This window comes from Roseomonas aerilata DSM 19363 (assembly GCF_000711725.1).
Taxonomy (GTDB): domain Bacteria; phylum Pseudomonadota; class Alphaproteobacteria; order Acetobacterales; family Acetobacteraceae; genus Roseomonas; species Roseomonas aerilata.
In genome coordinates this window covers 15082-40257 of record NZ_JONP01000027.1, presented here as the reverse complement: position 1 = coordinate 40257, position 25176 = coordinate 15082, and the positions used below count along the sequence as shown (strand labels likewise).

Sequence of the window (25176 nt, the reverse complement as noted above, 5' to 3'; positions counted from 1 at the left end):
GTGAAGGAGATGTCCCATGCAGCGCCGTGACCTTCTGGCGGCGGCAGCGTCGCTGACCGCTCTCCCGGCCGTGTTTCCCCACGGCGCCCGGGCCGCCGGCACCGATCTGGAAATCGGGCTGGGCGGAGCCTTCACAACGATCGACCCGCACTTTTTCCACGCAACGCCGAACCACACCGTGGCGATGCACATGTTCGAGCGCCTGGTGGACCGGACGCCGGACGGCAAGCTCGTGCCCGTGCTGGCGGAGAGCTGGAGATCCGTTAGCGACACCCTCTGGGAGTTCAAGCTGCGCCCGGGCGTGAAGTTCCACGACGGCGGCGAGCTGACCGCCGACGACGTCGTCTTCACCTTCGAGCGCGCGCCAAACGTGCCGAACAGCCCGGGAGGCTTCGGCACCTTCCTGCGCGCCGTCAGCCGGTTGGAGGTGCCGGACCCGCTGACGCTCCGCGTCCACACCCACCAGCCCGCGCCGGACCTGCTGCTGAACCTCACCTATGTCGGCATCCTCTCCCGCCGTGCCGGCGAGGGTGCCTCGACCGCCGACTACAATTCCGGCAAGGCCGCCATCGGCACAGGCCCATACCGCTTCGTCTCCTTCACACCCGGCAGCCGCGTGGAGATGCGGCGATTCGACGGCTGGTGGGGGCCGAAGCAGCCCTGGGAGAAGGTGACGCTACGATTGCTCTCGAACCCGGCGGCACGCAGCGCGGCGCTGCTTTCCGGCGACGTGGGCGTGATCGACACGCCCTCGGTCAGCGATCTTCCGAAGCTGCGGAGCGAGCCGCAGGTCTCGGTGGTTTCGGTCGGCGGCATTCGCTGCATGTACCTTGTCCCCGACTTCTCCCGCGAGGGCGAGAGCCCCTTCGTGCTGGGGAACAACGGCCAGCCCCTGCCGAAGAACCCGTTCCGCGACCGTCGGGTGCGCGAGGCGCTCTCCTGTTCCATCCAGCGCTCGGCGCTGGCAGACAGGATCATGCTGAACACCGCCGCGCCCACGAACCAGTGGATGCCGGAGGGCGGCTATTCCTACGCGCCCGGCGTTGCGGTTCCCGAGTACAACCCGAACCGCGCGCGGCAGCTCCTTGCGGAGGCTGGCCTGGGCCAGGGTTTCCGCCTCACCCTGCACACGCCGAACGACCGGTACCCCAACGACGCGCGTCTCGCTCAGGCCGTGGCGCAGATGTGGACGCGCATTGGCGTGCAGACGAACGTCGAGGCCCTGCCCTGGAGCAGCTTCTTCGGCCGGGGAACACGGCAGGAGTTCTCCATGGCGCTCTGGGGCTGGGGCAGCCCGACCTTCGAAGGCGGGTACATGCTGACGAACTGCATCGCCACCCAGGACAAATCCAGAAACCGTGGCTCCTACAACTACGGACTCTACTCCAATCCGGACCTGGACAGGCACATCTTCGAGGCGGTGGAGGAGATGGACGCGGCCAAGCGCGAAGGGCTCCTCATCACCGCGACGGAGCGCGCCATGGCGGATGTTCCCATCATGCCGATCCTGATGCTCGAGAATCTCTGGGCCACGCGGAAGGACATCTCTATCCAACCGCGGCGTGACGAACGCACGCTGGCCATGGACATCAAGCCGGCCTGACGCAGCCCGCTCCGTTGACCAGTGCGGATCCCAACAACGGGTGGAGATGACACCGGCTCATCTCCACCCTCGCGCCATCGACGCCTCGACTGGCGCGAACCCGACCTTATGGCTGTCGGATTATATAGCGCCCTTAGCAGCTTCGGCGGCGCGGGCCGGGCGACCAGCGCGTCGGACCAGTTCAACCCCCGGCTGATGAGCAGATTCGCTGCCAGCACCAGCATGTCAGCTTCTATGCATTGTTCATCGCGGGGCGGCCATTCCGTTGGCCGCCGCACTCGGCCGCATGCGTCGGTCGCTACTTCGCCTCAGCTCGCGGTCGCTTTGCCTGCCCTGCTCAGCCGGCGCACCTTCTGGGAAGGAATTATCCTTCGGGCGGTATCGCGACGCGAAGCCCGGCGCGCTTGCTGCGTCCCCATAGCTTTCCTGCACCACGCGAGTGCGAGGAACCACCTGTATGGCCATCCCCTGCCGGGACGAGCACGAGGCATGGTGTCTATATCCGGCCAAGTGCCGCTACCCGAGAGCAAGCCCTCGCCCGCTTGCTGATATATCTCTACGTACTTCGAACAAGGCCCCGAAAGACGCTGCCTGTGCGCTCAGCGGAACATGTCCGCCGTGATACTCCTGTACCAGTCGTCGGCATGACCCGCCTCCAGCCGGCGTTGTTCCGGCAGGTTGCCACGCGGCGACACGCCGCCGGAGTTCGGCACCTCTACGATCCCGGTCCCGTCTGCGCTGGGGCGGAAGATGTTGACGACGGAGATCCCGAACTCCGCCCCGACATGGGAGTAGCAGGTGTTGAAGTAGACCCCTTCCGGCGCCGCCTCCCCGCGCAGCAGGGCGGCGGCGCTGGCAACGGCCTGCTTCGCCGTGGAGTTCGCGACGAAGCCGGATTTCGGCATGGGCCCCGGGATGTTCGCGTCGCCGATCACGTGGACTCCCGGTGCCGCCCGCGCCTCGAAGGTGCGAGTGTCCACCGTAACCCAGCCCGTCCTGTCCGTCAGGCCCGCCGCGGTGGCGATGCGCGCCGCCGATTGGGGAGGGATGACGTTGCCCACATCCACCCGGTGCCGCGTGCCGAACTCGGTCTCCAGCACGCCCTCGCGCACGTCCACGCGGACAACCCGCCCGTCACCGGCCAGGGGCACCCACTCGATCATACCTGGGTAGAGCGCGGTCCAGCCGTCCTGAAAGAGTGCCTGCTTACTGAAGCTGTCCTTCGCGTCGAGGGCGAGGATCTTGGAGCGCGGCTTATGGCGCTTGAGGTAGTGCGCGATCATGCTGATCCGCTCGTACGGGCCGGGCGGGCAGCGGAAGGGGTTGGCCGGGATGGCGAGGCCGACGACGCCGCCATCCGGCATCGCCTCGAGCTGGCGGCGCAGCAGCAGCATCTGCGCGCCATCCCCCGCGATCCAGGCGTGGGGCATGGTCCCGGAAGCGGCCTCGTCGTAGCCATCGATCGCGCCGAAGCGGATTGCGATGCCCGGCGACAGGATCAGCCGGTCGTAGGGAAGTGCATCGCCACCGCGGAGCCGCACGCGGCGCGCGACGGGGTCGACGTCCTCCGCCCAGTCCTGCACCACCCGCACGCCCCGGGCGCGCAGGCCGTCATAGCCGTGGGTGATTTCCTCGATCCGCCTCTCGCCGGCGATGACGAGGTTGCCGTAGGGGCAAGTGATAAGGCGCGGCTGCGGCTCAACCAGCGTGACGTCGAGCCAAGGATAGCTCCGGCACGCAAAACTCGCGGCCGAGGCTCCGCCGAAGCCGCCGCCGATCACCAGCAGCCGCGCCTGTCCCTGCGCGCGGGGCAGCGCGGGGGCGCAGAGAGCCGCGCCGGCCGTGAGGAGGGAACGCCGCCTCAGGGTCGTCATGCGCGCCTCCTCACCGCGTTCCCGCGAAGTAGCCGACGGCTGCCGCGATCTCCGCCTCGGTATAGCCCCGCGCGATGCGGTTCATGATTGTCGCGGGCCGTTCGTTGGCGCGGAAGGCCGCCATGGCCGTGGCCAGCTCCGACTGATCCCGCCCGGCCAGGCTGGGAATGCCTCCGCTGCCCGCACCGTTCGGCCCATGGCAGCCGAGGCACCCCTGCGCCGCGAGCGGGGCGGGCTGCGACCGGGCTGGCCCCGCGATAGCAAGAAAGGTCAGGCCGACGATGCCCCACTCCAGGGCCAAGCGATGCCGCTGGCTCATCGACGCGTCTCCTCCCTCATCGCCGCAAGCCCGGTGCCTCGATCGGCTGGCCCTTCGCGCGGCTCGCCAGGAACAGCTCCAGCGCCAGGTATTCGGCCGAGCCGAGAGGCAACTGCTCCGCACGCACGCCGAGCGAACAGGCCCGCAGGCGCCGGTGCAGCGACCCCAGCGTGTTCCAGTCAAGGCGATAGGCCGGGTAGCCCGTCCCGATGCCATTCGAAATGACGTCGCCTCGCAGGTGCTGCCCGGCTTTGTCGTCATGACACTGGCCGCAGGCCAGGTTCAGCTGGCCCTGGCGGGTTTCGTAGAAGCGGCGCCCTTCCTCCAGGAAGGGCGCGGCCGGGCCCTCGGTCACGACGTTCACGGGCATTCCGCGGGAGCGGAGCGCAACCGCGGCGGTGAGGGCGAGGAGCGGCTCGCTCTCGTAGCCAAAGGCGGGCTGGCCCTGGTGCTGCGTGCGGCAGCGATCGATGCGGCCTTCCAGGTTCAACAAGGCGCCGTCGCCCGCCACAGCCGGATAGCGCGCAGCGACGCCCGACATGGTGCCGATCTCGCCGTGACAGGATTGGCAACTCCGCTCGCCGTCCTGCCACAGCGTCTCGCCCTCTTCGACCCAGAGCCAGCCGGGGTGGCGCGAGGGGTCGTCCTGCGCGCGGCGCAGCTCGGGGGAGAGATAGTCGCGCGTTGGCCGGATCTCCGCGGCCCCCGCCAGGAGCCCCACCGCGAGCCACAGCAGGGCCAGGAGGAGGGCGCGCGTCGTGCGGCGGCCCGCGGTCACGTCACGACCAGCGGCGCCTCGCGGCGGTAGATCGCGCCACCATCCTCGTGCCACTCGAAGACGAGGGTGCCGCTCTCGGCCGCGACGGTCGTGAACTCGACATAGGGGTTGGCGGTGATCCCGGGGGAGAGGTCCATGCGGAACACCTCCTCCTCGCCGTAGGTCACGCGGAAGGTGTGGAGGATCCTGCGCGGCGTCGGCGCCACGCCCGGCGCGTTGGCCGCGCGCTCCATCGCGTGGCGGACAAGGACGCGGACCGGAACGACCTCCCCCTTCCGAGCGGAAGCGGGCATGGTGATCCGGGCGGTGATCGGGACGGTGCGCATGGTCAGCCCGTCTCCACGCAGGCGCCGAGAATGACGATGACGTCCTTGCTGACCCGGTGAACGGCCCCGCGGCTGGTCTCGGCGAGGGCGACAAGCGTCTGGCTCGTGGCCAGCCGGACCCGCGTCGAGACCTCCGCGCGGCCGGAGCGCGGCGTCAGGTGGAAGGTCGCTACGCGCGGGAACGGGTTCTTCTCCGACAGGATGTGGATGGTCGTGACGTGGTCCTCCCCCGTCATCGGGCTTTCGGCCGTGACGGTCAGGTCCACGGAGTTGCCGTTCTCCGACAGCGGCGGCAGGTCCAGCACAACCCCCCCGGCGACCGGCAGCCGGCCGGCGAGGATGGCGCGCTCCGCATCGGCGAAGCTCTCGTCGCTCTGCGCCTGGGTGAGCACCGCCTGGGCGGGCGTCTGCGCGCGAGCACCCGCAGCCACACCGAACGTAGGCGGCAAGGACAGCACGGCACGGCGGGAAAAGCGCCCCATTGCATCACTCCTTCAAGCCGGCGAGGTAGGCGACGACGTCTTCCACCTCCTGCGCGGTCAGCACGGGTTGGCCTCGATAGCGCGGGTCCACCCGCAGCAGCCCCTCCGTCCGATAATAGGGCGGCATGATCGCCTCCGGGTTTACGAGCGTGGGATCCACGACCCGCAGCCGGATCTGCCCCGGCGCCAGGCGTGAACCAACCCCCGCGAGCGGCGGGCCGATGTCGCCCATGAACCGCTCGGTCGTACCGGGGATGGCGTGGCAAATAAGGCAGTTCGCCGTTTCCCGGTTCCGTGTCACGGCCTCGCCCCGCACGGGGTCGCCCGCGAGGCCGTCCAGCGGCGCGGCAATCGCATCCTCCTGAACCACGAAGGGCGCGACCCTGCCCGACGCCGGCGCGGCGGCGAGCAGGGCGATCAGCGCAACCACGGCTCCCCGCACGCGGTCCCCGTCGTGCGTCAGGCGCGGCGGAGGTCGTGGTGCTTCAGCGGCATGTCGCGGATCCGCTTGCCAGTGGCCGCAAAGATCGCGTTCAGCACCGCGGGCGCCGCCACCATGATCGTCGGCTCGCCCACGCCACCCCAGAAGCCACCCGAGGGCATGACGATCGTCTCGACCTTCGGCATCTCGTCCATGCGCAGGACGTTGTAGCTGTCGAAGTTCGTCTGCTCGATCGCGCCGTCCTTCACGGTGATCTCCTGGTAGAGCAGGGCGGAAAGGCCGTAGACGAAGGACCCCTCGACCTGCATCTCGATCTGCCGCGGGTTCGCGGCGTGGCCGGGATCGGTCGCCGCGACGATCCTGTGGATGCGGAGCAGGCCGGAGTCGCTGACCGAGACCTCCGCCGCCGCGGCGACGTAGCTGCCGAAGCCCATCTGCTGCGCGAGGCCGCGATAAACACCGGCGGGCGGGGGCGAGCCCCACCCGATCCGCTCGGCCGCCGCGTTCAGCACAGCCAGGTGCTTCGGGTGCTTCGCCATCAGCTTGCGGCGCAGCGCCAGCGGGTCCTGGTTCGTCGCGTGCGCGACCTCGTCTAGGAAGCACTCCAGGTAGATGGCGTTCTGGTTGTGGTTCACGCCGCGCCAGAAATGGGCGGGCACGTGCGTGTTCCGCATGGCGTGGTCGATGAGCAGGTTCGGGAAGCTGTAGCCGATCGCGCCCTCCGCCCCGCCGGCGTTCAGCCCCTGGAACTGCACGGGATCACGCCCGTTCTGCAGCCCGCCCGGAAAGGCGGTGGACAGGATGGACTGGCCGGAGATGCGCATGTGCAGGCCGGTGATCTCACCGTTGGCGTCGAGGCCCGCCGTCAGCCGGCACTTGGTGACGGGATGGTAGCGCCCCTGCACCATGTCCTCCTCGCGCGTCCACATCGTCTTGACGGGCACGCCGGGGACTTGGCCGGCGATGCGGACCGCGTCCTCCAGCCAATCATGCACCGTGCGCCGACCGAAGCCGCCGCCGAGGTCCACCCGGTGCACGTCACAGGCCGTTTGCGGCAGGCCGGCGGCACCGGCGGCGGCGGCCAGCGCTGCCTCGCCGTTCTGCGTCGGGCACCAAACGTCGCAGCGCGTGGGGGTCCACAGCACCGTGGCGTTCATCGGCTCCATGGGGGCGTGGTTCAGGAAGGGGTAAGAATAGGTCGCCTCCACCTTCCGGGCGGCGCCCGCGATGGCGGCGCGCGCGTTGCCGTTCTCGTTTCCGACGAAGGCCTCGGTGGCGGTCAGCCCCTCGTCCAGCATGGCGCCGACGGTGGCGGAGGAGACACGGCCGTTCTCGCCCAGGTCCCACTCGACCGGCAAGGCGTCGAGCGCCGCCTTCGCGCGCCAGAAGGTGTCCGCCACGACCGCAACGCAGGAGTCCCCGACCTGCAAGACGTGCTTCACGCCTGGCATACCCGTCACGGCCGCCGCGTCGAACGACTTCAGGCGCCCGCCGAAGACGGGGCAACGCCGCGGCACCGCGACGAGCATCCCGGGCATCCGCAGGTCCGCGCCGTAGACCTGCTTCCCCGTCGTCTTGTCTGCCGTGTCCAGCCGCGCCAGCGGCTGCCCGGCGATGGTCCATTCGCGCGGGTCCTTCAGCGGAACCTCCGCCGGCGGCGTCAGCTTGGCGGCCTCGGCAGCGACCTCGCCGTAGCGCAGCGTGCGGCCGGTGGGCCCGTGGGTGACGACGCTGTCCCTCGCGCTGCACTGGTCGGCCGGCACGCCCCATCGAAGGGCCGCAGCCTGGACGAGCATCATGCGCGCGGCCGCGCCGCCTTTGCGGACATAGTCCTGGCTCTGCCGGATGCCCTGGCTACCCGCCGTCAGGAAGGCGCCCCACGCACGGTTGCGGGCGAGGCTCTGGCCGGGCGTCACGTACTCGGTCGAGACCTTCGACCAGTCGCACTGCAGCTCCTCGGCGATGAGCTGAGCGAGGCCGGTGCGCGTCCCCTGCCCCATCTCCACCCGGGCCATGCGAAGGACGACGCGGTCGTCGGGGTGGATGACGACCCAGGCATTCACCTCCGGAACGGCGGAGGCGGCGGGTGCTGCCGGCTGCGCCAGGGCGCCCTTGGGCGGGACGTGGAAGCCGAGCAGGACGGCTGCTCCGGCACCCCTCAAGAGGGACCGGCGGGAGGGCCGCACGGTGTCGAGCATGGTCATGGCGCGTCTCCCCCTCAGCCCGTCGTGCCCGCGGCGGCGGCCTGGTGGATGCCGGCGCGCACGCGGTTGAAGGTGCCGCAGCGGCAGATATTGGTGATCGCCTCGTTGATCTCGTCGTCCGTCGGCTTCGGCTTCTCGGCGAGGAGCGCGGCGGCCGCCATGATCATGCCGGACTGGCAGAAGCCGCATTGCGGCACGTCCAGCGCTCGCCAGGCCACCTGAACCGGGTGGTTCCCGTCGGGCGACAGGCCCTCGATCGTGACGATCTTCTGGTCTTCGGCCATGGCGGAAACCGGCATGGAGCAAGCGCGGATCGCCTGGCCGTCCACATGAACGGTGCATGCGCCGCACTGCGCCACGCCGCACCCGTACTTCGTGCCGGTCAGGCCCACATGGTCCCGGATCGCCCAGAGCAGGGGCGTATCGGGTTCCGCATCCACCTCCACGAGGTTGCCGTTGATGTTCAGCTTGGCCATCTTGGTTGCCGCCCCTGGACGTTCTCGTTGCGCCGACTATCAAACGGCATCGGCCGTCGCTGCAACCGAAAGGTGAGCGGCCGGGCAGAAGCCGGCGGGTCTAGTGGCGCTCAGGACCCGGTCTGGTTCCGGAAGGTGCCAGGCCCTCAGCCGCGGCACGTCGCTTGCGTCGGCACACCGACGGCCTGGAAGGGGAGAGCTAGCGCGATGGTGCCGATCAGGCCGATGACGGATGACGCCTTTGCGGCATATGGTGAGGTGCTTACCCTTCCCGACGCGAATGCGCGCAGGGCCTACGACCGAGCGCTGCTATCCACCCGCCCCCATGCGCGGCCCAGCCTCACGCTGAGCCAGCGCCCCCCCCGCGGCGTTACCCTTGCAGGTGCGCCAGATGGAACGGCACGTCTTTTCCTCGCAGAGCTTCATCCCGCTTGGGCCGGCACGCTTCCTAGTCCTCGTGGCGCCCCATTCGCCGCTGGGAGGGCCGGACATGGCGCGTGCCGAAGCCTTCCTCGCCGCTCCCGGCCAGGGCGTCACCTATGCCGCCAATATCTGGCACTACGGCATGACGGTGCTCGATGCGCCCGCCCGGTTCGCTGTTCTGATGTGGCGGGACGGCACCGAGAAGGACGAGGAGTTCGTGGACGTGGCTCCCTTCACTCTCGATGTCACGGAGGCCGCGCGCTGATGGTCTATGAGGTACGTCGCGACTTCCGTGGCTACGGCGCAAGCCCGCCTGACCCGCGCTGGCCGGGCGGTGCGCGCATCGCCGTCAACTTTGTGATGAACTACGAGGAGGGGTCGGAGCTGTCCTATCCGGACGGGGACGGCGTCTCAGAGTGGGGCGTCTCCGACTCTGGCGGGCAAGGCGCAGGCAGCGGGCGCGATCTCGCCGTCGAGGGCATGTTCGAGTATGGCTCCCGCGTTGGCTTTTGGCGGCTCCTGCGGCTGTTCCGGGAACGTGGGCTGCCGATGACCATCTTCGGCTGCGCGCTTGCCCTTGAGCGCAATCCGGAAGCCGCCGCGGCTATCCGGGAGGCCGGTTACGATGTCTGCTGCCATGGCTGGCGCTGGGTGAAGCACTTCCAACTGCCGGAGGCAGAGGAGCGGGAACATATCCGCCGCGCCGTCGCCTCGCTGGAGAAGACGGTTGGTCACCGACCCGATGGTTGATATTGCCGCTACGGTCCCAGCGTGAACACGCGCCGCCTGCTCGCGGAGGAGGGAGGCTTTCTCTACGACAGCGACAGTTACGCGGACGAGTTGCCCTGGTGGGTCACCGTGGAGGGCAAGGGCCACCTTGTCGTGCCCTATTCGCTCACACATAACGACGGCAAGTTCACAGGCAGCGTGGGCACCGCCGACGATTGGTTCGCCTTCATACGCGATGGCTTCGACATGCTCTATGCCGAGGGCGCGGAGACGCCGAAAATGATGTCCATCGGCCTGCATATGCGGATGATCGGGCACCCTGCCCGCGCGATCGGTCTGGCACGCCTTCTGGATCACATCGCCGGACACGACAAGGTTTGGATCACGCGCCGCATCGACATCGCGCGGCATTGGGTGGCAACGCACCCCTATCCCGGTCACGGCCTGAACGAGTAATGGCATAAGGCTTGCTGACACAGCGCTGCCCGAGGTCCGGCCGTCGCGCGAGAGGCTTACCCCTGGCATCGATCACCACGGCCGCCCTGCGACCGGAACATCGAAGCGGAGCGACTTTCATGAACCTCCTGACAGCCCTGCGGCATCTCTGTGGTGCCTCGCTGCTGCTCATGGGCACGCAGCTCGGCGCAAGGGCGCAGGAGGCAGACCATCCCTCAGGCGCGCCGATGGTCGTGGGCTCGGACTTTGGCGTCGCGCCCTGGATGGTACGCGGCGCCGGTGGGCCGGAGGGCTTCGGGGCCGACCTGATACGTGAGATCGCCAAGCGCCTCGGCCGCCCGTCGGTCGAGATCGTGGACATCAACTTCTCCGGCCTGTTCCCCGCGCTCTTCTCCAAGCGCATCGAGTTCACGGTGAACCCCTTGAACATCACGGCCGAGCGCGCGGCGCGGATGCTCTACACCGAGCCGTTCTTTGCCACCGGCAACGGCTTCATCATTCGCCAGGCTGACACGATGAATGGCTTCGAGGACCTGCGCGGCAAGGTGCTTGCCGTCAATCGCGGCACCATTTCGGACACCTGGGCAACGGAGAACGCGACCCGCTACGGCTTCGAGGTACAGCGCTACGACACCTTCCCGGACACGGTGCAGGCTGTGCTGACGCGCCGTGCCTTCACCGCCCTGAACGAGATCCCCACCACCGTCTATGCCGCCTCCCGCAACCGCGGAATCAAGGTTGGCTTCAAGGATTTCAACGGCCGCAACTTCGGCTATGCCTTCCGTCTGGAGGATGCCGAGTACCGGAACCGGGTGGAAGGCGTGCTCGAGTGCATGAAGCGCGATGGCAGCCTGCGCGGCCTCTACGAGAAGTGGTACGGCGAGGCGCCTGCGGAGGGCTCCACCCTTCTGACCATCTATGACGGCTATGGTCCACCCGGCTTCGCCGGGCACGATACCACGCCGCACGCCGCCTCCTGCGGCTGAGGCCAGGGAGTAGGCGGGGCCTCTGAAGGCTCCGCCTCTCGGGGCAGAGCATGGAACGGCTGATCGAGCACTACTTCAATGCGGGTGTCATGGCGGGCGCGCTGCCCGAAGTCTTGCGCGGCTTCGGCATCACGGTGCTTGTCTCGCTCTGCATCATTGCCTTCGGGCTGCTCGTCGGGCTGGCGCTGGCGCTGCTGCGCTGCGCTCCTATCCGCCCGCTGCGCTGGGCGGTCGCGGCTTACGTGGACGTGTTCCGCACGTTGCCGCAGTTGGTCATCATCATCGTGCTCTATTTCGCCTTGCCGTATCTTGACGTCTCGCTTTCCCCCTTTGCGACCACCGTGCTCGCGCTGGGCTGCGTGCTGTCTGCCTTTGCGGCCGACATCTTCTTCGCGGCGATCATGGCGGTTCCACGTGGCCAGTGGGACGCAGCCCGAGCCCTGGGGCTGCGGACGGAGCGCATTTTCCCGCTGGTGGTGCTTCCGCAGGCCATCTCCCTGGCCGTGCCGCTGCTTGCCAACCGTGCCATCGCCATCGCCAAGGGCACCGCCCTTGGCTCCGCGGTAGCCCTGCCGGAGGCGCTCAGCAGTGCACAGAGCGTGACAGCCATCACTGCCAACCCCTCCCCCCTCACCCTGGCAGCCGCTTTCTACCTCGCCTTCTTCATCCCTCTCGTAATCCTCAGCCGCTGGCTCGAGCGACGCGCGGTACGGCAGGGCTAGGAGCGGGGCCATGCAGGAGTTGATCGACAACTTCGCCAATCTCGACAGCCTGAGCGAGGTTTATCCGCTGCTCGTGCAGGGCTTGTGGATCACCCTTTCGCTCGCTGCGGTGGCGCTGCCCACGGCGCTTGCGGGCGGGCTCGCCGTCGCGCTGGTCTATAGCTTTGGCGGCAAGGTTACGCGCCGTCTCCTCATCGTGCTCATTGATTTTCTGCGCGCCTTCCCCGTGCTGGTACTCCTCGTGCTGGTCTTCTACGGGCTCCCGTTCCTCGGCATCCGCCTTGGCAGCTTTGCGGCAGTGATCCTCGCGCTCGGGCTGAACAACACGGGCTATTTCGGAGAAATCTTCCGCGCCGGGCTCGCTTCCATTCCGCGCGGGCAGGCGGAAGCTGCATCGGCGCTGGGCCTCAGCCGTTTCCAAGTCCTCGTGCTCGTGCTGCTGCCGCAGGCCGTGCGGAAGGTGATCGCGCCGCTCGTCGGCAATGCCCTGGAACTGGTCAAGACCACGTCGATCGGGGCGCTGGTGGCCATGCCGGAACTGCTGCGCTCCGCCCGCGTGGCGCAGGAGCAGACCTACAACCCGACGCCACTGCTCGCGGCGGCGCTGATCTACTTCGTCCTCCTCTGGCCTTTCTCCCGCTGGGTAGCGGTGCTGGAGCGGCGGGCACTGGCGAGGCAGTGACTCCATGGCCGTTCTTCTCACCGGCGGTACCGGCTTCGTCGGCCTCAACATCGCCCGCGCGTTGCTTAAGCGGGGTGAAGAGGTGGTGCTCTTCGCACCCGCCCCACCGCCAGAGGCCCTTACCCAGGGCTGGATTGGCCAAGCGCGCTTCATCCAGGGCGACATCCGCGCACCCGAGAACCTGGACCGCGCCTTCGCTGGCGGCATCGACCGTGTCATCCACACCGCCGCGCTCACGCCCGATGCCGCAGCGGAAGTTGAGCGGCCTGACCTAATCGCGGAGGTGAACTTTGGCGGGACCGTTCGCCTTATGCAGGCGGCGCGCCGCGCCGGGGTGCGGCGGGTGCTCGGCCTCAGCTCCGTCGCGGTTTATGGCTTCGCCCCGCCCGCCAGCGATGGACGGCTGCACGAGAATTCCACCCTGCTGCAGCCCGCCGCCCTCTACGGCATCACCAAGCTTGCAGCGGAGCAGGCCATCAACCGCCTCGGCGCGCTCTACGGCATCGATACGCTGACCGTGCGCCTCGGCCCCTGCTTCGGCATCCGCGAGCACGCGACAGGCGTGCGCCCCCTGCTCTCTCCGCACTGGCAATGCGCCGAAGCGGCACGCGCTGGGCGCGAGTGCGTTCTGCCCCGCCCAATGGCGGCCGACTGGATCGACGCGGAGGTGGCAGCGGCTGCGATCGCCGACCTTCTCGCGTCGCCCTTCCCGCAGCACGCCACCATCAATCTCGGCGGCGGCGCCATGACCACGGTTGCTGCCTGGTGCGAGGCCCTCTCCGCCCTCTGCCCGGCTTTTCAATGGCGGATAGGCCCGGACGCCCCAACAGTGCGCTATGGATTGGAACAGGACCGTGCACCGATGGACCTCGGCCGTCTTCATGCGACGATCGGCCGCGCGCCGGTGACGGACGACCTGGCCGCAGTGGCCCGGCGTTACCTGACGTGGCGCGACAGCCCCGAGGGCATTGCCCTTTGCGGCGCCTGAAGAGGGGACGAGCATGACAAGACTGGCCGGCAAGGTCGCGATCGTGACGGGTGGCTCGTCCGGCATCGGCCGCGCGATCGCGCGCCTCTTCGCGCAGGAAGGAGCGCGGGTGGTTGTCGCCGACGCGACGGAGGGCGTGGTAGAGGGCGGAATTCCGGTCGTGGAGGCGATCCGCAGCGATGGCCACGAGGGCACCTTCATTCGGTGCGACGTAGCCCGCGAAGCAGAGGTGGAAGGCCTGTTCGGCGAAACTGTTGCCAGGCACGGGGCGGTGGACATCCTTGTCAACAACGCCGCCATCCGTGCGGGCAAGCCGTTGGCAGAGACGGAGGAGGCGCTATGGGACAGCGTTATTGCAGTGAACCTGAAGGGCGCCTTTCTCTGCGCCCGTGCTGCTGTTCGGCAGATGCTCCTCCAGCCCGTGGTGGATGAGGCACGTGGGCGGATCGTCAACATCTCCTCCCAGCATGGCATGATCGCGGCGCCGGAGGACTTCGCTTACGGGGTCAGCAAGTCCGGCCTCGTCTACATGACCCGACAGATCGCGGCGGATTACGGGCACCAGCACATCGTCTGCAACGCCGTGGCGCCAGGCAAGATCCTGACGGGGAAGACTGGCCGCGCCATTGAGCCACGCTGGATCGCCTATTCCGAGGCACGCACACCTTTCCCCCGCCTCGGCACGCCGCTCGACGTCGCCCGCGCTGCGCTTTTCCTGGCGAGCGGTGAAGCGAGCTTCGTTAACGGACACAACCTGATGGTGGATGGCGGCTGGATGGCCGCCTGAGCCGCGTGGAAAGGCCTGATCCGCGGCGACCCGCCTTGCGTGCTTTCTGGAAGCTATGCGGGCGGCCGTGCCAGTACCAGGCGCACGTCGATCCCACCGCTGCGCGGGCGATCAAGCCTGAGATCCCGCTCAGTTTAGACGAGATGATGCCGCATCACCGCGGCCGCGGCCCGGTGCCGCCGCCGCCGGACAAGATCGATGAAGACGGCGTGGTCGTCGTGCCAGCAGGCGAGGCCGCTGCCGTTTTCGAACAGCGCGACCACCAGGCTCGTCCGTGCCACGAGGAGCCTCACAGCCGAGGCCAGGATCGGGTTGCCCGAAAGATCCGCGACCAGGACGTGGAAACCGCCCGAAAGTCTGATCGCCTCGCGCAGCCGCCTCGCTTCCTGCCTTCGCGGCGGAGGTCGAGGCGCGGTGCGGCACGTCTGATGGCGGAGAGCGGCCTCGATCTCCGCCGCGCCGCCCGGGCGGGCTGGGACGGGCTTACGGTCGGTCGTGCACGGGGCTTCGTGCAGGCCAACCTCGTGGTCGTGCCGGTGGAATGGGCCAGTGATTTCGCAGCCTTCTGCCAGGCCAATCCCCGGTCCTGCCCCCTGCTGGCTGCGGGAGAACCCGGTGACCCGCGCCTTCCCGATCTCGACATCGACCTTGATGTGACAGGTGACCTTCCCGCCTATCTCGTGCACGAGACCGGCAAGGCGCCACGCCGCGTCCCCTTCCTTGGGGCGGAATGGCGTCCGGACTGGACGCCCTTCGCGGTCGGCTGCTGGTTCGGTGCCGAAGCCGCCCTCGCCGCCGCGGGCATCCGGCTGCGGCATGTCGAACTCGGCATACAGGGCGCGCTGTTTCGGACGGGGCGGGAGGCGGTGCCGGCCGGGCGGCTGCACGGACCCCTTGTCGTCTCCATGCGGCCCTTTGCGGAAGGGGACGTCGCACGCGTGGCGGCGATCACGGCCCGCCTGCCCCGCAGCCACAGCGCCCCGCTTCACATCGGCGATCCCGCCGCGCTCGGCATCGCCGATCCGGGCTGCCCGGACTGGGGCGGGCCCCTCCTCCCCGAAGAGGGAGAGAGTGCGGTGTTCTGGGGTTGCGGCCTCACCGCCCTCGCCGCGCTCCAGGCCTCTGGCGTGCCGCTCTTCGCGACTCATGCGCCCGGTGCGATGCTCGTCACCAACCTTCCGGAGAACGTCCCATGACCGCGCTCACGCGCCCTGCCCGTAAGATGACCCATGCGACCGTCATGGCCCTGCTCACCGCTGCGGAGGCGGAGGCGACGCGGATGGGCGTGCCGCAATGCATTGCTATCGCCGATGAGGGCGCGAACCTCGTCGGCTTCCTCCGGATGGACGGCTCGCGCGTCCTCTCCATCGCCTCTGCCCAGGCCAAGGCCGCGACCGCCGCCGCCACGGGTGCGCCGACTGGTGGCCTGGCGCCGGAGATGGAGACGCGCCTCGCCCTCGCGACCGGGCTCCGCATGACCAACCTGAAGGGCGGGCTGCCGGTCATTGTCGAAGGCGAGGTCGTCGGCGGCATTGGCGTCGGCTCCGGCACCGGGGACCAAGACCGCCAGGTGGCCGCCGCCGCCCTGCGCTCCGTCGGGCTGGCGGACGGGACTTAGCGCACCTGACGAAGCCGATTGCTCAGCATTGAGAGGGGCTTGGCTAAGCCCCTCCGCCTAGGCTGCCCATGGTCAGCGATCGAGCCGCTGATGCCGCACGGGTTGCCTGGGCCCAAGGGTGGGCCGTCGGGGCTGACAGATCGGGCAGCGTTGAGAGACATTCTCTTCGTGCCGAAGCAGGGCCTGCCCTGGGAGATGCAGCCCGCTGAGACGGGCTGTGGGCCCGGGCCAGGCTGCTCGCGCTCTTTGCGGAATTGGTCGGGGGCCGGTGTTGTTGCCGGCCTGCACCGATCGTTGCCTGAGCGTCAGCAGGCAGCCGCAAGGATCGACCACATGCCTCAGGCCGAGATTTTTGCCTCGCGCACCACTGCGCCCCACTGCTCGCTCTCGCGTGCCATCATCGCGGCCAGCTCGACTGGCCCCGCCGCCACGGCATCCCCACCGGATCGCCCCATCTGCTCGCGGAAGGCGGCGCTGCCGGTCAGTTCCCGCACCGCCGCCGCCACGCGCTCAATCACGCCCGGCGGCGTGCCCTGCGGCGCGAAGAGACCGCCCGTGGAGGCGGCCGCGTAGCCGGGCAGGCCCGCCTCCTCCATCGTCGGCAGCTCCGGCAGCAGCGGGTGGCGCCGGGTGCCGCAGAGGGCCAGCGCCCGCACGCGGCCGGCCTTCACCTGCGGCTCGGCCGAGGGAAGGCTGTCGAACATCATGTCGATCGTTCCGGCCACGAGGTCGTTCATCGCCGGGCCACCGCCGCGATAGGGAACGTGGGTGATGTCGATGCCGGCCTTCAGCCGGAACAGCTCCCCTGCAAGATGGATCATCGAGCCCGTGCCGGCGGAACCGAAGGTGAGCGTGCCAGGACGGGCCTTCGCCGTCGCGATCAGCTCGCCTACGGAGCGTGCGGGCAAGGCATTCGAGACGGCGAGGAGATGCTCGATCCGAAAGGCCAGGCTGATCGGCAGAAGGTCCTTCAGCGGGTCGAAGCCGAGATTGTGGTAGAGGTGCCGGTTCACCGCCACCGCCCCGTTCGTGCCCATGAGAAGCGAGTAGCCATCGGCCGGCGCGCGAATCACGTTCTCCAGGCCGAGATTGCCACCGGCACCGGTGCGGTTCTCCACCACCACCGTCGCCCCGAGGCGTTCGGAGAGCCCGTTGGCGAGGATGCGGGCAAGCACGTCGGTGCCCCCTCCCGCCGCGAAGGGCACCACGAGGCGGACGGGGCGAGACGGCCAGGCCTGGGCGAGCGCCGGGCGGGTCAGGGTGGTCGCGGTGGGGGCGGCCGCCAGAGCGGCCAGCCAGTCACGTCGTGTGAGCACGGTTCTGCATCCTTCGAACGGAGGCGTGACGGCATCTCGCGGGGACGGCCTCTTCCGGGCCGCGCCTCGCTTCAGTTCTGCAGCGCGACAGCGACCAGCGCCGCGCCGTAGTCGCGCTCGGCCTCGTCGCGCGTCAGTCGGCCGTCGGCGAGGTCCGCCGCCAGCGCCGCGGCCGGCCGCTCCGCCGGTGCGCCGAACCCGCCACCGCCCGGCGTCTCCAGCCGCACGCTCTCGCCGGCTGCGAGCACGAGGTTCGCGGCCTTGGAGGAGAGTTCCTCCTCGCGGTTCGTGCCGGGGTTCCGCAGCAGCCGCGCCTTACCGCCGGACAGACCGCCAAAGAGGCCCGGCGCGCCAGCCTTGTGCCCGTCAGACCGCGCGGAAAAGACGATCCCGTCCCGCGTCGCGCGGATCTGGCGGGCGATGCCCTGGCCGCCGCGGTGCCGCCCGGCGCCGCCCGATCCCTCCACCAGCGCGTACTCCTCCACCAGCAGGGCGTACTCGTTCTCGAGCGCCTCGGCCGGCAGGTTGGAGGTGTTGGTGACGTGGACATGCACCCCGTCCATGCCGTCCGCCGCACCGCGTGCACCGACACCGCCGCCCATCGTCTCCAGGTAGACGAAGGTGCCGTCGCCGCGCCGCCGCTCGCCGGAGAAGATGATGGCGGGCACGCTGTCGAGGCTCGCGGCCATCGCGCGCTCCGGCGGCAGCAGCTCGGCGAGAGCGGCGAAGAGCGCGCGCGCCACCTTGTTGCAGGTGATGCTGCGCGCGCCCGTCGCCGCGGGGAATCGCGGATTGACCAGGCTGCCCTCGGGTGCGCGTATCTCGACGCGCTCGGCCAGGCCCTGGTTCGGCAGCAGCTCCGGGTCCAGTAGCGCCTTCACGGCGTAGTAGACGGTGGCGCGCAGTGCGCTCTCCGGCACGTTCATCGCGCCGCGCGCCTGCGGAGCGGTGCCCGCGAAGTCCACGACGAGTCGGTCGCCCTCGACAGTCACGCCCGCCACGATCTCCACGGGGTCGCCGTCCAGCCCGTCGTCGTCCATCCAGGCGCGACCAATGGCGCTGCCCGCCGCCATGGCGCCGATGCGGTTGCCGAGGCGGCGCGCCGTGTAGGACAGCAGGTCGTCGATCGCGGCTGTCGCGGCGGCGAGGCCCATCCCGGCGCAGAGGTCCTGCATGAGCCGCACGCCGCGCAGGTTGGAGGCGACCTGCACCTTCAGGTCGAGGGCGCGCTCCTCCGGCTCCCGCGAGTTCTGGGCGACGAGGTTCAGCAAGGCCTCGTCCAGCTCGCCCGCGCGCACGAGGCGGATGACGGGGATGCGCAGCCCTTCCTCGAAGATGGAGCGGGCGCCACCGGAGATGGAGCCGGGCGTCGGCCCGCCCACATCCGAATGGTGACCAACATTGGCGGCGAGGAAGCGCGGCGCCCCCTCCACGAAGACCGGCGTCACCACCGCGATATCCGGCGTGTGCGTGCCGCCCGCGAGGTAGGGGTCGTTGCAGATGAAGGCGTCACCCTCCCGCATCCGCTCGATCGGGCAGGCCTCCAGCACGGCGCGCACGCTGCCCATGAGGGAGCCGAGGTGCAGCGGGATGTGGGAGGCCTGGGCGATCAGCCGTCCTGTGGCGTCGAACAGCCCGACGGAGCAGTCCTTGCGCTCCTTGATGTTGGTGGAGAAGGAGGAGCGGATCAGCGCGTTGCCCATGTCCTCGGTGATGGAGAGGAGGCGGTTGCTGAAGACCTCCATCGCGATCGGGTCGGAGAGAGTGCGGGCGGCATCGCTCACATCGTCGCTCATGGGGCGATCTCCACGATCAGGTTGCCGGAAGGGTCCACCGTCACCCGCTGGCCGGGCTCGACGACGGTGGTGGAACTCATCTCGTCCAGGATGGCGGGACCCGGGATCGTGGCGCCGGCGGAGAGCGTGGCACGGTCGAAGATGGGCGTCTCTATCCGGCCCGCGTCGAAATGCACCTGGCGCATGGCGCGGGGCTCGGGCGTGCCGGAGGTACCGCCCTCGAAGCGCGCGGCGGGGCGGTCCACCCGGCCCACGGCCTTGAGGCGGGCGTTTACCACCTCCACTGCGCGGCCAGGCACGTCGTAGCCGTATTCGCGGCGATGCGCGGCGGCGAACTCGCGCTGGAAGTCATCCAACGTGAAGTCGCCCCTCTCCGGCAGCCGGACCTGCACCTCGTGGTTCTGGCCCTTGTAGCGGGCATCGATCACGCGGTGGACGGTGCGGCGCGCCGGCTCCACCTGGCTGGCCTCGAGCCATTCCCCGCCCTGGCGCGCCATGGCCTCGAAGCGGGCCATGATGCCCCGCCAGTTCTCCGGGGTGGCCTCGGCGATCTCGCTGCGGACGAAGTCGAGGCTGATATCGGACATGAGGATGCCGCGCGCGCACATCGTGCCCGGCTCCTGCGGGACGAGGACACGGCGGATGCCGCATTCCCGCGCCACCGCCCCCGCATGCAGCGGCCCCGCCCCACCGAAGGGAAAAAGCGCGAAGCGGCCGAGGTCGTGCCCCTTTTCCGTGGAGACGGAACGGATGGCGCGGCTCATATTGGCGACGGCGATGCGGATGATGCCCAGCGCGGCCGCCTCCACGCTGAGGCCGAGCGGCCTGGCGATCCGCTCCTCGATAGCGCGGCGCGCTGCGGCCTCGTCCACCTTCATGCGGCCGCCGAGTAGCGTCACGGGGTCCAACCGGTGCAGAACAATGTTGGCGTCGGTGAGGGTCGGCTCCTGCCCGCCGCGACCGTAGGCGACAGGGCCGGGATCGGCGCCGGTGCTGTGCGGCCCGACCTTCAGCGCGCCGGCATCGTCGATCCAGGCGATCGAGCCGCCGCCCGCGCCGATCACATGCACGTCCACCATCGGCGTGCGCACCGGGTAGTCGGCCACGAGCCGCGAGGTCGCGAAGGCCGGACGCCCCTCCGCCACCAGGGACACGTCCGTGCTCGTGCCGCCGACGTCGTAGGTGACAATATCCGGGAAGCCCGCCGCCCGAGCCACCTCCGCCGCGCCCACCACGCCGGCGGCAGGGCCTGACAGGCACGTGCGGACCGGGAAGCCGCGCGCGGTCGCGACCGACATCAGCCCACCATTGGAATGGATGGTGTCCGGCTCGGCCGTGATGCCAAGCCCCGCCAGCCGGTCCAGCAGCCGCTGCATGTAGGCCGCCATGCGCGGGCCGACATAGGCATTGATCGCGGTGGTGGAGAAGCGCTCAAACTCTCGGAACTCCGGAAGCACCTCCGAGGAGGTGCAAACGAAGGCGTCCGGGAGCCGCGCGCGGATGATGGCGGCAGCGCGGGCCTCGTGGTCGTCGCGCAGGTAGCTGTGCAGGAAGCAGATCCCGACCGCCTCCACTCCCTCGGCCGCCAGAGCCTCCGCGGCGGCGGCGACCGCCGGCTCGTCGAGCGGCTCGAGCTCCTGGCCGGCGGCGTCGATGCGGCCGCCCACCTCGAAGCGGAGTGCGCGCGGTGCCAGGGGCGGCGGCCGCACCTGGCCGTAGTCGTAGAGCGCCGGGCGCGTCTGCCGGCCGATCTCCAGCACGTCCCGGAAGCCGCGCGTCGTCACGATGCCCATGCGGACGCCGCGCCGCTCGATGACCATGTTCGTCGCGACCGTGGTGCCGTGACCGACGAAGCTGATCTCCTCCGGCCGCACGCCATACTCCGCGATGATGGCGGCAAGACCGGTCTCGATTGCCTGGCTGCGGTCGGCAGGGGTGGAGGGAGTCTTGTAGTAGCGCAGCATGCCGCTGCGCGTGTCGTGCACAGTGAAGTCGGTGAAGGTTCCCCCCACGTCGAAGCCGATCCGCACCATGGATTTCCGGTTCACCCTTCGCCGACTGTGTTGCGCCGGATCACGGTCCCACCCGCCGCACGATTGTTCCAATGCAAATTGTCGGCCATCCTATCCGGAAAGCTGATGGAAGACGCGATGCCCCATGCAATCAGCCAGCGCGCCCTGCAGGCCTTCCAGCTCACGGTCCTCACAGGCAGTGTCTCCGCCGCTGCCGAGGCGATGGGCCGCTCGCAACCTGCAGCCACGCGCCTGCTGAAAGAGCTCGAGGAGAATCTCGGCTTCCACCTGTTCGACCGCGTGCGCGGCCGACTGCAGCCGACCCCCGAGGGGCTTCTGCTCTTTCAGGAGGTGGAGCGCTCGCTCATCGGCTTGGACCGTATCGCGGCCGTGGCGGGGCAGATCCGCAAGGGACGGCGCGGCACGCTGACCCTCGGTGTGCTGCCCGCCGCGACCGGCATCCTGACCCCGGTGATGAAACGCTTCACCGAGGAGCGGCCCGGCACCGCCATCTCCCTCCATGCCGTTCCATCGGAGCAGGTGGTGCAGATGGTGCTGAAGCAGGAGTGCCACCTTGGCCTTGTCAGCGACGCGACGCCCCTCGCCGGCCTGCGCGTCGAGCGGCGCTACGCTCTCGGCTGCCTCTGCATCATGCCGCCAGGCCATGCGCTGGGCGGGAGGGCCATGGTCACGCCGCAGGATCTGGACGGCGAGAGGCTGGTCGCCCTCTCTCCCGCCACCCGCATCGGGCGACAGTTGGAAGCAGTATTGGAGCAGAACGGCATCGCTCCCCTGATCCAGGTGGAGACGCATCTGAGCCAGGTGGTCTCGGACCTCGTGCTGGCGGGCACCGGGATCGGGCTGGTGGACGCGGTGACGGCGGCGACGCACGCGGCCCGGGGCGGGCTGTCCCGCCCCTTCAGCCCGGCCATCGGCTTCGGCCTGGTCGCCGTGCGCGCGGCGGAGACGGAACGGCCCGGCGTCGTTGCCGCCTTCCTGGCCCTGTGCGACGCACGCTTCGCTCCGCTCGTCCCCGCCCATCAGGAAAAGACATAGGCTCCTGCACAGAACCGATTTGACCCCGCGGGCGCGCTCCCTGACTCTCCACCGCACGCAGCGTGGCGGGAGAGGCATGACGCGCGAATACGACGTGGCGGTGCTGGGCGGCGGGCTGATGGGCGCCGCCATCGGCTATGGCATGGCAAGGCTCGGCCGGCGCACCACCATCCTGGACGAGGGTGACCTGGCCTTCCGTGCCAGCCGAGGCAACTTCTCGCTCGTTTGGGTGCAGAGCAAGGGCATGGGGATGCCCGCCTACTCCGCCTGGACGCGGCGCTCCGCGGCGGCCTGGCCGGAATTCGCGGCCGCGTTGAAGCAGGAGAGCGCGGTGGACTGCGCCCTCGACCAGCCCGGCGGCTTCACCCTGCTGCTGTCGGAGGCCGAGATGGAGCGGCGCGCCGCCTTCCTCGCCCGGCTGCACGCCCAACCCGGCTTCGAGACATACCCTTACGAGATGTGGGACCGCGCCCGCGTCCGGCAGGTCTTTCCCGGCATCGGCCCCGACGTGGTCGGCGCCAGCTACTGCCCGCTGGACGGACACCTTAACGCGCTGCGCGCCTTCCGTGCCTCTCACCTTGCTTTTGCGATCCGCGGTGGCGACTACTTCCCGGATCATCCGGTAGAAACGATGGAGGCGCTGCCGGGCGGTGGCTTCCGCATCGCGACGTCGAAGGGCGCCTTTACCGCGGCCAAGGTGGTGCTGGCGGCCGGTACGGGCAACGCGCGCCTCGGCCCGATGCTCGGCCTCGCGGCCCCGGTGCGCCCGCAGCGCGGACAGGCGCTGGTGACGGAGAAAGCCTCCCCCTTCCTCACCCATCCCGTGGTCACGCTGCGCCAGACCGACGAGGGCGGCATCATGATGGGCGATAGCCAGGAGGAGGCGGGATTCGACACCAGCCTCGGCCTCGGCGTGCTGGCGGTGATGGCGCGGCGCGCGGCCCGCATGTTCCCGGAGATCGGGCGGCTGAACGTGGTCCGCACCTGGTCGGCGCTGCGCGTCATGACGAAGGACGGGTTCCCTATTTACCAGCAGTCCGAGGCGGCACCTGGCGCCTTCCTCTGCAACTGCCACAGCGGCGTCACCCTTGCCGCGGCCCACGCTCTGCTGCTGGCACCGATGATCGATGCCGGCGCTCTGGACGAGGCGCTGCTCGGCGCCTTCACAACGAGGAGGTTTGATGTTCCGGCGGCTGCATGAGGTGGCGCGGCCCGTGCTGCGCTTCCGACTGGACGGCGAGCCGGTGGAGGGGCGGGAGGGTGACAGCGTGGCCGCGGCCCTTCTCGCTCTCGGGCGCGATGCCTGCCGCGAGACTGCCGTCTCCGGCGCGGCGCGCGGCGGCTACTGCATGATGGGCGTGTGCTTCGACTGCCTGGTGGTCATCGACGGCACCGGCAACCGCCAAGCCTGCCTCGTTCCGCTGCGCGAAGGCATGTCGGTGGAGACCCAGCACGGGCGAAGGGAACCGGGGCGGTGAGCGACGAATACGACATCGTCATTATAGGCGCCGGCCCGGCCGGGATGTCGGCGGCTACCGCTGCCGTCGCGCAGGGTGCCTCCGTGCTGCTGCTGGACGAGGGCGCCGGCCCGGGCGGACAGATCTATCGTGCCGTCACGACCACGCCGCTGACCGACCGCGCCGTGCTGGGCCCCGATTACTGGAAGGGCGCCGCCATCGCCACGGCGTTCGCCGCGGCCGGCGCCACCTACCAGCCTGGCGCCACCGTCTGGCATCTGGACGCGGAGCGCCGCGTCGGCTTCTCCGTGGACGGGCAAGCGCGACTGGTGCAGGCCGGACAGGTGGTGATGGCCACCGGCGCGCAGGAGCGGCCCTTCCCCGTCGCCGGCTGGACGTTGCCGGGTGTGTTGAGCGCGGGCGCGGCGCAAACGCTGCTGAAGGCGCAAGGCTTGGCCGCGACGGGGCGCGTGGTGCTGGCTGGGTGCGGTCCGTTGCTCTGGCTGTTCGCCGCGCAATCCGTTGCGGCGGGCCTGCCGCCCTCCCTGATCCTGGATACGACGCCGCGCAGCAACTGGGGCCGCGCCCTGCCCCATCTGCCGTCCTTCCTCGCCACGCCCTACGCGCGCAAGGGGCTGGCGCTGATGGCGAGGGTACGGCGTGCCGTGCCCATCGTCTCTGGCGTGACTGAGCTGGCCATCGAGGGCGAGGTGCACGCCGAGCGGGTTGTCTATCGCCGCGGTATCCGCGCGCCGGTCACGGTGCCGGTGGACCACGTGCTGCTGCACCAGGGCGTCACGCCGAATCTCAACCTGCCCGCCGCGGCCGGCTGCGCGCTGGACTGGAACGAGGCGCAGGCCTGCTTCCAGCCGCGCACGGACGAATGGGGCGCGACCTCTCTCCCCGGCCTTTTCCTTGCCGGTGACGGTGCGGGTATTGCGGGCGCAGAGACCGCCGCCTCCCGTGGCGCGCTGGCGGGACTGGCGGCAGCGGCGGCGCTCGGCCGCCTCTCGGAAACGGCCCGCGACCGCCTCGCCGCACCAATGCGTGCGCGGCTCACCCGCCAAATGCGGGGCCGTGCCTTTCTCGACGCCCTCTACCGCCCGGCCACAGCTTTCCGTCGCGCCGCCGAGGAGGCGCTGGCCTGCCGCTGCGAGGAGGTGACAGGGCGCATGCTACGCGAGACGGCCGAGCGGCTGCAGGTCTCCGGCCCCAACCAGATGAAGACCTTCCTGCGCTGCGGCATGGGGCCCTGCCAGGGAAGGCTTTGCGGACTGACAGTGACAGAGGCCATCGCGCAAGCACGCGGCGTGTCGCCGGTCGAAGTCGGCTATTATCGCCTGCGTAGCCCTGTGAAGCCGCTGACCGTTGCCGAATTCGCCAGCCTGCCGAACACGGAGGAAGAGCGCCTCGCCGTCGAGCGGGGCTAATCCTGGCTATCCCAAATGGTGTTTGCCAATCCTGTTATGTGCGGCCGAGGACACACCATCCTTCCGACGTGTGAACACATCAAGCGGCGACGCTTGATGCACCATCGGCAAGCCGTCCTGTGTCAGCCGCTTGATGCGCCCGAACTTCGGCTGAGCCAATTCGCTCACCGTCCTGAGGCAATCGAGGACGGACCGCAGCAAGAGGAGGAAGATT

The 25176-nt window shown here is 69.6% G+C and carries 26 protein-coding genes and 2 pseudogenes; 16 read left to right on the top strand and 12 right to left on the bottom strand.

Annotated features, from left to right (window positions below; genetic code table 11):
- Positions 1-16 precede the first annotated feature (16 nt).
- Positions 17-1603 carry an ABC transporter substrate-binding protein gene (locus BO39_RS22595; protein ID WP_043837782.1) on the top strand — a complete coding sequence of 529 codons (1587 nt, stop codon included), beginning with the start codon at positions 17-19 and terminating at the stop codon, positions 1601-1603.
- 599 nt (positions 1604-2202) lie between these two features.
- Here the strand turns inward: BO39_RS22595 and BO39_RS22590 are convergent.
- The 8 genes from BO39_RS22590 to BO39_RS22555 are packed head-to-tail and all read right to left on the bottom strand — an operon-like array spanning position 2203 to position 8504.
- Positions 2203-3477: an NAD(P)/FAD-dependent oxidoreductase gene (locus BO39_RS22590; RefSeq protein WP_043837780.1), complete on the bottom strand. Its 1275-nt coding sequence runs from the start codon at positions 3475-3477 to the stop codon at positions 2203-2205.
- 10 nt (positions 3478-3487) lie between these two features.
- A complete protein-coding gene (locus BO39_RS22585) occupies positions 3488-3796 on the bottom strand; it encodes a c-type cytochrome (protein WP_043837778.1) in 309 nt (102 codons plus the stop codon).
- Positions 3797-3812: 16 nt separating this feature from the next.
- Positions 3813-4574 (bottom strand): sulfur oxidation c-type cytochrome SoxA, encoded by a 762-nt coding sequence (gene soxA / locus BO39_RS22580; RefSeq protein WP_052402473.1) that lies wholly within the window; start codon positions 4572-4574, stop codon positions 3813-3815.
- Positions 4571-4900 (bottom strand): thiosulfate oxidation carrier complex protein SoxZ, encoded by a 330-nt coding sequence (locus tag BO39_RS22575; protein WP_043837776.1) that lies wholly within the window; start codon positions 4898-4900, stop codon positions 4571-4573. Before BO39_RS22575 ends, soxA begins: the two co-directional genes overlap by 4 nt.
- 2 nt (positions 4901-4902) lie before the next feature.
- Positions 4903-5382: a thiosulfate oxidation carrier protein SoxY gene (locus BO39_RS22570; RefSeq protein ID WP_043837774.1), complete on the bottom strand. Its 480-nt coding sequence runs from the start codon at positions 5380-5382 to the stop codon at positions 4903-4905.
- A 4-nt stretch (positions 5383-5386) separates the two neighbouring features.
- Complete coding sequence (gene soxX / locus BO39_RS22565; RefSeq protein WP_043837772.1) at positions 5387-5824, bottom strand: sulfur oxidation c-type cytochrome SoxX; 438 nt, start codon at positions 5822-5824, stop codon at positions 5387-5389.
- Between the two features lie 17 nt (positions 5825-5841).
- On the bottom strand, positions 5842-8028 hold the full coding sequence (locus BO39_RS22560) for a xanthine dehydrogenase family protein molybdopterin-binding subunit (protein ID WP_043837770.1): 2187 nt from the start codon (positions 8026-8028) through the stop codon (positions 5842-5844).
- Between the two features lie 14 nt (positions 8029-8042).
- Positions 8043-8504, bottom strand: a complete 462-nt coding sequence (locus tag BO39_RS22555; RefSeq protein WP_043837768.1) for a (2Fe-2S)-binding protein — start codon at positions 8502-8504, stop codon at positions 8043-8045.
- A gap of 367 nt (positions 8505-8871) precedes the next feature.
- On the opposite strand from BO39_RS22555, the pseudogene BO39_RS22550 reads away from it, so the two are divergent.
- The 8 genes and pseudogenes from BO39_RS22550 to BO39_RS22520 all read left to right on the top strand — a co-directional run.
- Positions 8872-9192: pseudogene (locus BO39_RS22550) on the top strand (ureidoglycolate lyase); the annotation flags it as partial.
- A complete protein-coding gene (locus BO39_RS35175) occupies positions 9192-9677 on the top strand; it encodes a polysaccharide deacetylase family protein (protein WP_342666338.1) in 486 nt (161 codons plus the stop codon). The pseudogene BO39_RS22550 and the gene BO39_RS35175, both read left to right, overlap by 1 nt.
- A gap of 21 nt (positions 9678-9698) precedes the next feature.
- Positions 9699-10112: a polysaccharide deacetylase family protein gene (locus BO39_RS35170; RefSeq protein ID WP_342666337.1), complete on the top strand. Its 414-nt coding sequence runs from the start codon at positions 9699-9701 to the stop codon at positions 10110-10112.
- A 119-nt stretch (positions 10113-10231) separates the two neighbouring features.
- On the top strand, positions 10232-11098 hold the full coding sequence (locus BO39_RS22540) for a substrate-binding periplasmic protein (protein WP_043837767.1): 867 nt from the start codon (positions 10232-10234) through the stop codon (positions 11096-11098).
- Positions 11099-11148: 50 nt separating this feature from the next.
- Positions 11149-11820 carry an amino acid ABC transporter permease gene (locus tag BO39_RS22535; RefSeq protein WP_043837765.1) on the top strand — a complete coding sequence of 224 codons (672 nt, stop codon included), beginning with the start codon at positions 11149-11151 and terminating at the stop codon, positions 11818-11820.
- Between the two features lie 10 nt (positions 11821-11830).
- A complete protein-coding gene (locus BO39_RS22530; RefSeq protein WP_043837763.1) occupies positions 11831-12502 on the top strand; it encodes an amino acid ABC transporter permease in 672 nt (223 codons plus the stop codon).
- A gap of 4 nt (positions 12503-12506) precedes the next feature.
- A complete protein-coding gene (locus tag BO39_RS30335; RefSeq protein WP_052402470.1) occupies positions 12507-13490 on the top strand; it encodes an NAD-dependent epimerase/dehydratase family protein in 984 nt (327 codons plus the stop codon).
- 13 nt (positions 13491-13503) lie between these two features.
- Positions 13504-14277 (top strand): SDR family NAD(P)-dependent oxidoreductase, encoded by a 774-nt coding sequence (locus BO39_RS22520; protein WP_043837761.1) that lies wholly within the window; start codon positions 13504-13506, stop codon positions 14275-14277.
- 134 nt (positions 14278-14411) lie between these two features.
- Here the strand turns inward: BO39_RS22520 and BO39_RS34540 are convergent, their stop codons facing one another.
- Positions 14412-14726: an FCD domain-containing protein gene (locus BO39_RS34540; RefSeq protein ID WP_281175617.1), complete on the bottom strand. Its 315-nt coding sequence runs from the start codon at positions 14724-14726 to the stop codon at positions 14412-14414.
- On the opposite strand from BO39_RS34540, the gene BO39_RS22515 reads away from it, so the two are divergent.
- From BO39_RS22515 to BO39_RS35295, 3 genes and pseudogenes are all read left to right on the top strand, one after another.
- The gene (locus BO39_RS22515; RefSeq protein WP_043837759.1) at positions 14706-15473 is read left to right on the top strand and encodes a D-glutamate cyclase family protein; all 768 of its coding nucleotides are present in this window, start codon (positions 14706-14708) and stop codon (positions 15471-15473) included. The two genes, BO39_RS34540 and BO39_RS22515, sit on opposite strands and share 21 nt — an antisense overlap.
- The gene (locus tag BO39_RS22510) at positions 15470-15895 is read left to right on the top strand and encodes a heme-binding protein (protein ID WP_043837757.1); all 426 of its coding nucleotides are present in this window, start codon (positions 15470-15472) and stop codon (positions 15893-15895) included. Before BO39_RS22515 ends, BO39_RS22510 begins: the two co-directional genes overlap by 4 nt.
- 18 nt (positions 15896-15913) lie before the next feature.
- Positions 15914-16171: pseudogene (locus BO39_RS35295) on the top strand (transposase); the annotation flags it as partial.
- 62 nt (positions 16172-16233) lie between these two features.
- Here the strand turns inward: BO39_RS35295 and BO39_RS22505 are convergent.
- The 3 genes from BO39_RS22505 to BO39_RS22495 all read right to left on the bottom strand — a co-directional run bounded on the left by BO39_RS22505 (position 16234) and on the right by BO39_RS22495 (position 21040).
- Positions 16234-17211 (bottom strand): Bug family tripartite tricarboxylate transporter substrate binding protein, encoded by a 978-nt coding sequence (locus tag BO39_RS22505; protein WP_043837755.1) that lies wholly within the window; start codon positions 17209-17211, stop codon positions 16234-16236.
- A 71-nt stretch (positions 17212-17282) separates the two neighbouring features.
- Positions 17283-19007 carry a hydantoinase B/oxoprolinase family protein gene (locus BO39_RS22500; RefSeq protein ID WP_043837752.1) on the bottom strand — a complete coding sequence of 575 codons (1725 nt, stop codon included), beginning with the start codon at positions 19005-19007 and terminating at the stop codon, positions 17283-17285.
- Positions 19004-21040: a hydantoinase/oxoprolinase family protein gene (locus tag BO39_RS22495; protein ID WP_043837750.1), complete on the bottom strand. Its 2037-nt coding sequence runs from the start codon at positions 21038-21040 to the stop codon at positions 19004-19006. Before BO39_RS22495 ends, BO39_RS22500 begins: the two co-directional genes overlap by 4 nt.
- Before the next feature lie 105 nt (positions 21041-21145).
- Here BO39_RS22495 and BO39_RS22490 point away from each other — a divergent pair, with 105 nt between their 5' ends.
- The 4 genes from BO39_RS22490 to BO39_RS22475 all read left to right on the top strand — a co-directional run bounded on the left by BO39_RS22490 (position 21146) and on the right by BO39_RS22475 (position 24962).
- Positions 21146-22075, top strand: coding sequence for a LysR substrate-binding domain-containing protein (locus BO39_RS22490; protein WP_052402469.1), 930 nt, complete (start codon positions 21146-21148; stop codon positions 22073-22075).
- A gap of 76 nt (positions 22076-22151) precedes the next feature.
- On the top strand, positions 22152-23276 hold the full coding sequence (locus BO39_RS22485; RefSeq protein WP_043837748.1) for an NAD(P)/FAD-dependent oxidoreductase: 1125 nt from the start codon (positions 22152-22154) through the stop codon (positions 23274-23276).
- Entirely contained in the window at positions 23257-23553 is a 297-nt protein-coding gene (locus tag BO39_RS22480) for a (2Fe-2S)-binding protein (RefSeq protein ID WP_043837746.1), read from the top strand. Before BO39_RS22485 ends, BO39_RS22480 begins: the two co-directional genes overlap by 20 nt.
- Entirely contained in the window at positions 23550-24962 is a 1413-nt protein-coding gene (locus BO39_RS22475; RefSeq protein ID WP_043837743.1) for an FAD/NAD(P)-dependent oxidoreductase, read from the top strand. Before BO39_RS22480 ends, BO39_RS22475 begins: the two co-directional genes overlap by 4 nt.
- Positions 24963-25176: the final 214 nt, after the last annotated feature.

What these genes read in the sequence shown, in the direction of transcription:
- BO39_RS22595 (WP_043837782.1), top strand. Translation starts at nt 17, where the DNA reads ATGCAGCGCCGTGACCTTCTGGCGGCGGCAGCGTCGCTGACCGCTCTC.
- BO39_RS22590 (WP_043837780.1), bottom strand. Translation starts at nt 3,477, where the DNA reads ATGACGACCCTGAGGCGGCGTTCCCTCCTCACGGCCGGCGCGGCTCTC.
- BO39_RS22585 (WP_043837778.1), bottom strand. Translation starts at nt 3,796, where the DNA reads ATGAGCCAGCGGCATCGCTTGGCCCTGGAGTGGGGCATCGTCGGCCTG.
- BO39_RS22575 (WP_043837776.1), bottom strand. Translation starts at nt 4,900, where the DNA reads ATGCGCACCGTCCCGATCACCGCCCGGATCACCATGCCCGCTTCCGCT.
- BO39_RS22570 (WP_043837774.1), bottom strand. Translation starts at nt 5,382, where the DNA reads ATGGGGCGCTTTTCCCGCCGTGCCGTGCTGTCCTTGCCGCCTACGTTC.
- BO39_RS22560 (WP_043837770.1), bottom strand. Translation starts at nt 8,028, where the DNA reads ATGACCATGCTCGACACCGTGCGGCCCTCCCGCCGGTCCCTCTTGAGG.
- BO39_RS22555 (WP_043837768.1), bottom strand. Translation starts at nt 8,504, where the DNA reads ATGGCCAAGCTGAACATCAACGGCAACCTCGTGGAGGTGGATGCGGAA.
- BO39_RS35175 (WP_342666338.1), top strand. Translation starts at nt 9,192, where the DNA reads ATGGTCTATGAGGTACGTCGCGACTTCCGTGGCTACGGCGCAAGCCCG.
- BO39_RS22540 (WP_043837767.1), top strand. Translation starts at nt 10,232, where the DNA reads ATGAACCTCCTGACAGCCCTGCGGCATCTCTGTGGTGCCTCGCTGCTG.
- BO39_RS22535 (WP_043837765.1), top strand. Translation starts at nt 11,149, where the DNA reads ATGGAACGGCTGATCGAGCACTACTTCAATGCGGGTGTCATGGCGGGC.
- BO39_RS22530 (WP_043837763.1), top strand. Translation starts at nt 11,831, where the DNA reads ATGCAGGAGTTGATCGACAACTTCGCCAATCTCGACAGCCTGAGCGAG.
- BO39_RS30335 (WP_052402470.1), top strand. Translation starts at nt 12,507, where the DNA reads ATGGCCGTTCTTCTCACCGGCGGTACCGGCTTCGTCGGCCTCAACATC.
- BO39_RS22520 (WP_043837761.1), top strand. Translation starts at nt 13,504, where the DNA reads ATGACAAGACTGGCCGGCAAGGTCGCGATCGTGACGGGTGGCTCGTCC.
- BO39_RS22515 (WP_043837759.1), top strand. Translation starts at nt 14,706, where the DNA reads ATGGCGGAGAGCGGCCTCGATCTCCGCCGCGCCGCCCGGGCGGGCTGG.
- BO39_RS22510 (WP_043837757.1), top strand. Translation starts at nt 15,470, where the DNA reads ATGACCGCGCTCACGCGCCCTGCCCGTAAGATGACCCATGCGACCGTC.
- BO39_RS22500 (WP_043837752.1), bottom strand. Translation starts at nt 19,007, where the DNA reads ATGAGCGACGATGTGAGCGATGCCGCCCGCACTCTCTCCGACCCGATC.
- BO39_RS22495 (WP_043837750.1), bottom strand. Translation starts at nt 21,040, where the DNA reads ATGGTGCGGATCGGCTTCGACGTGGGGGGAACCTTCACCGACTTCACT.
- BO39_RS22490 (WP_052402469.1), top strand. Translation starts at nt 21,146, where the DNA reads ATGGAAGACGCGATGCCCCATGCAATCAGCCAGCGCGCCCTGCAGGCC.
- BO39_RS22485 (WP_043837748.1), top strand. Translation starts at nt 22,152, where the DNA reads ATGACGCGCGAATACGACGTGGCGGTGCTGGGCGGCGGGCTGATGGGC.
- BO39_RS22480 (WP_043837746.1), top strand. Translation starts at nt 23,257, where the DNA reads ATGTTCCGGCGGCTGCATGAGGTGGCGCGGCCCGTGCTGCGCTTCCGA.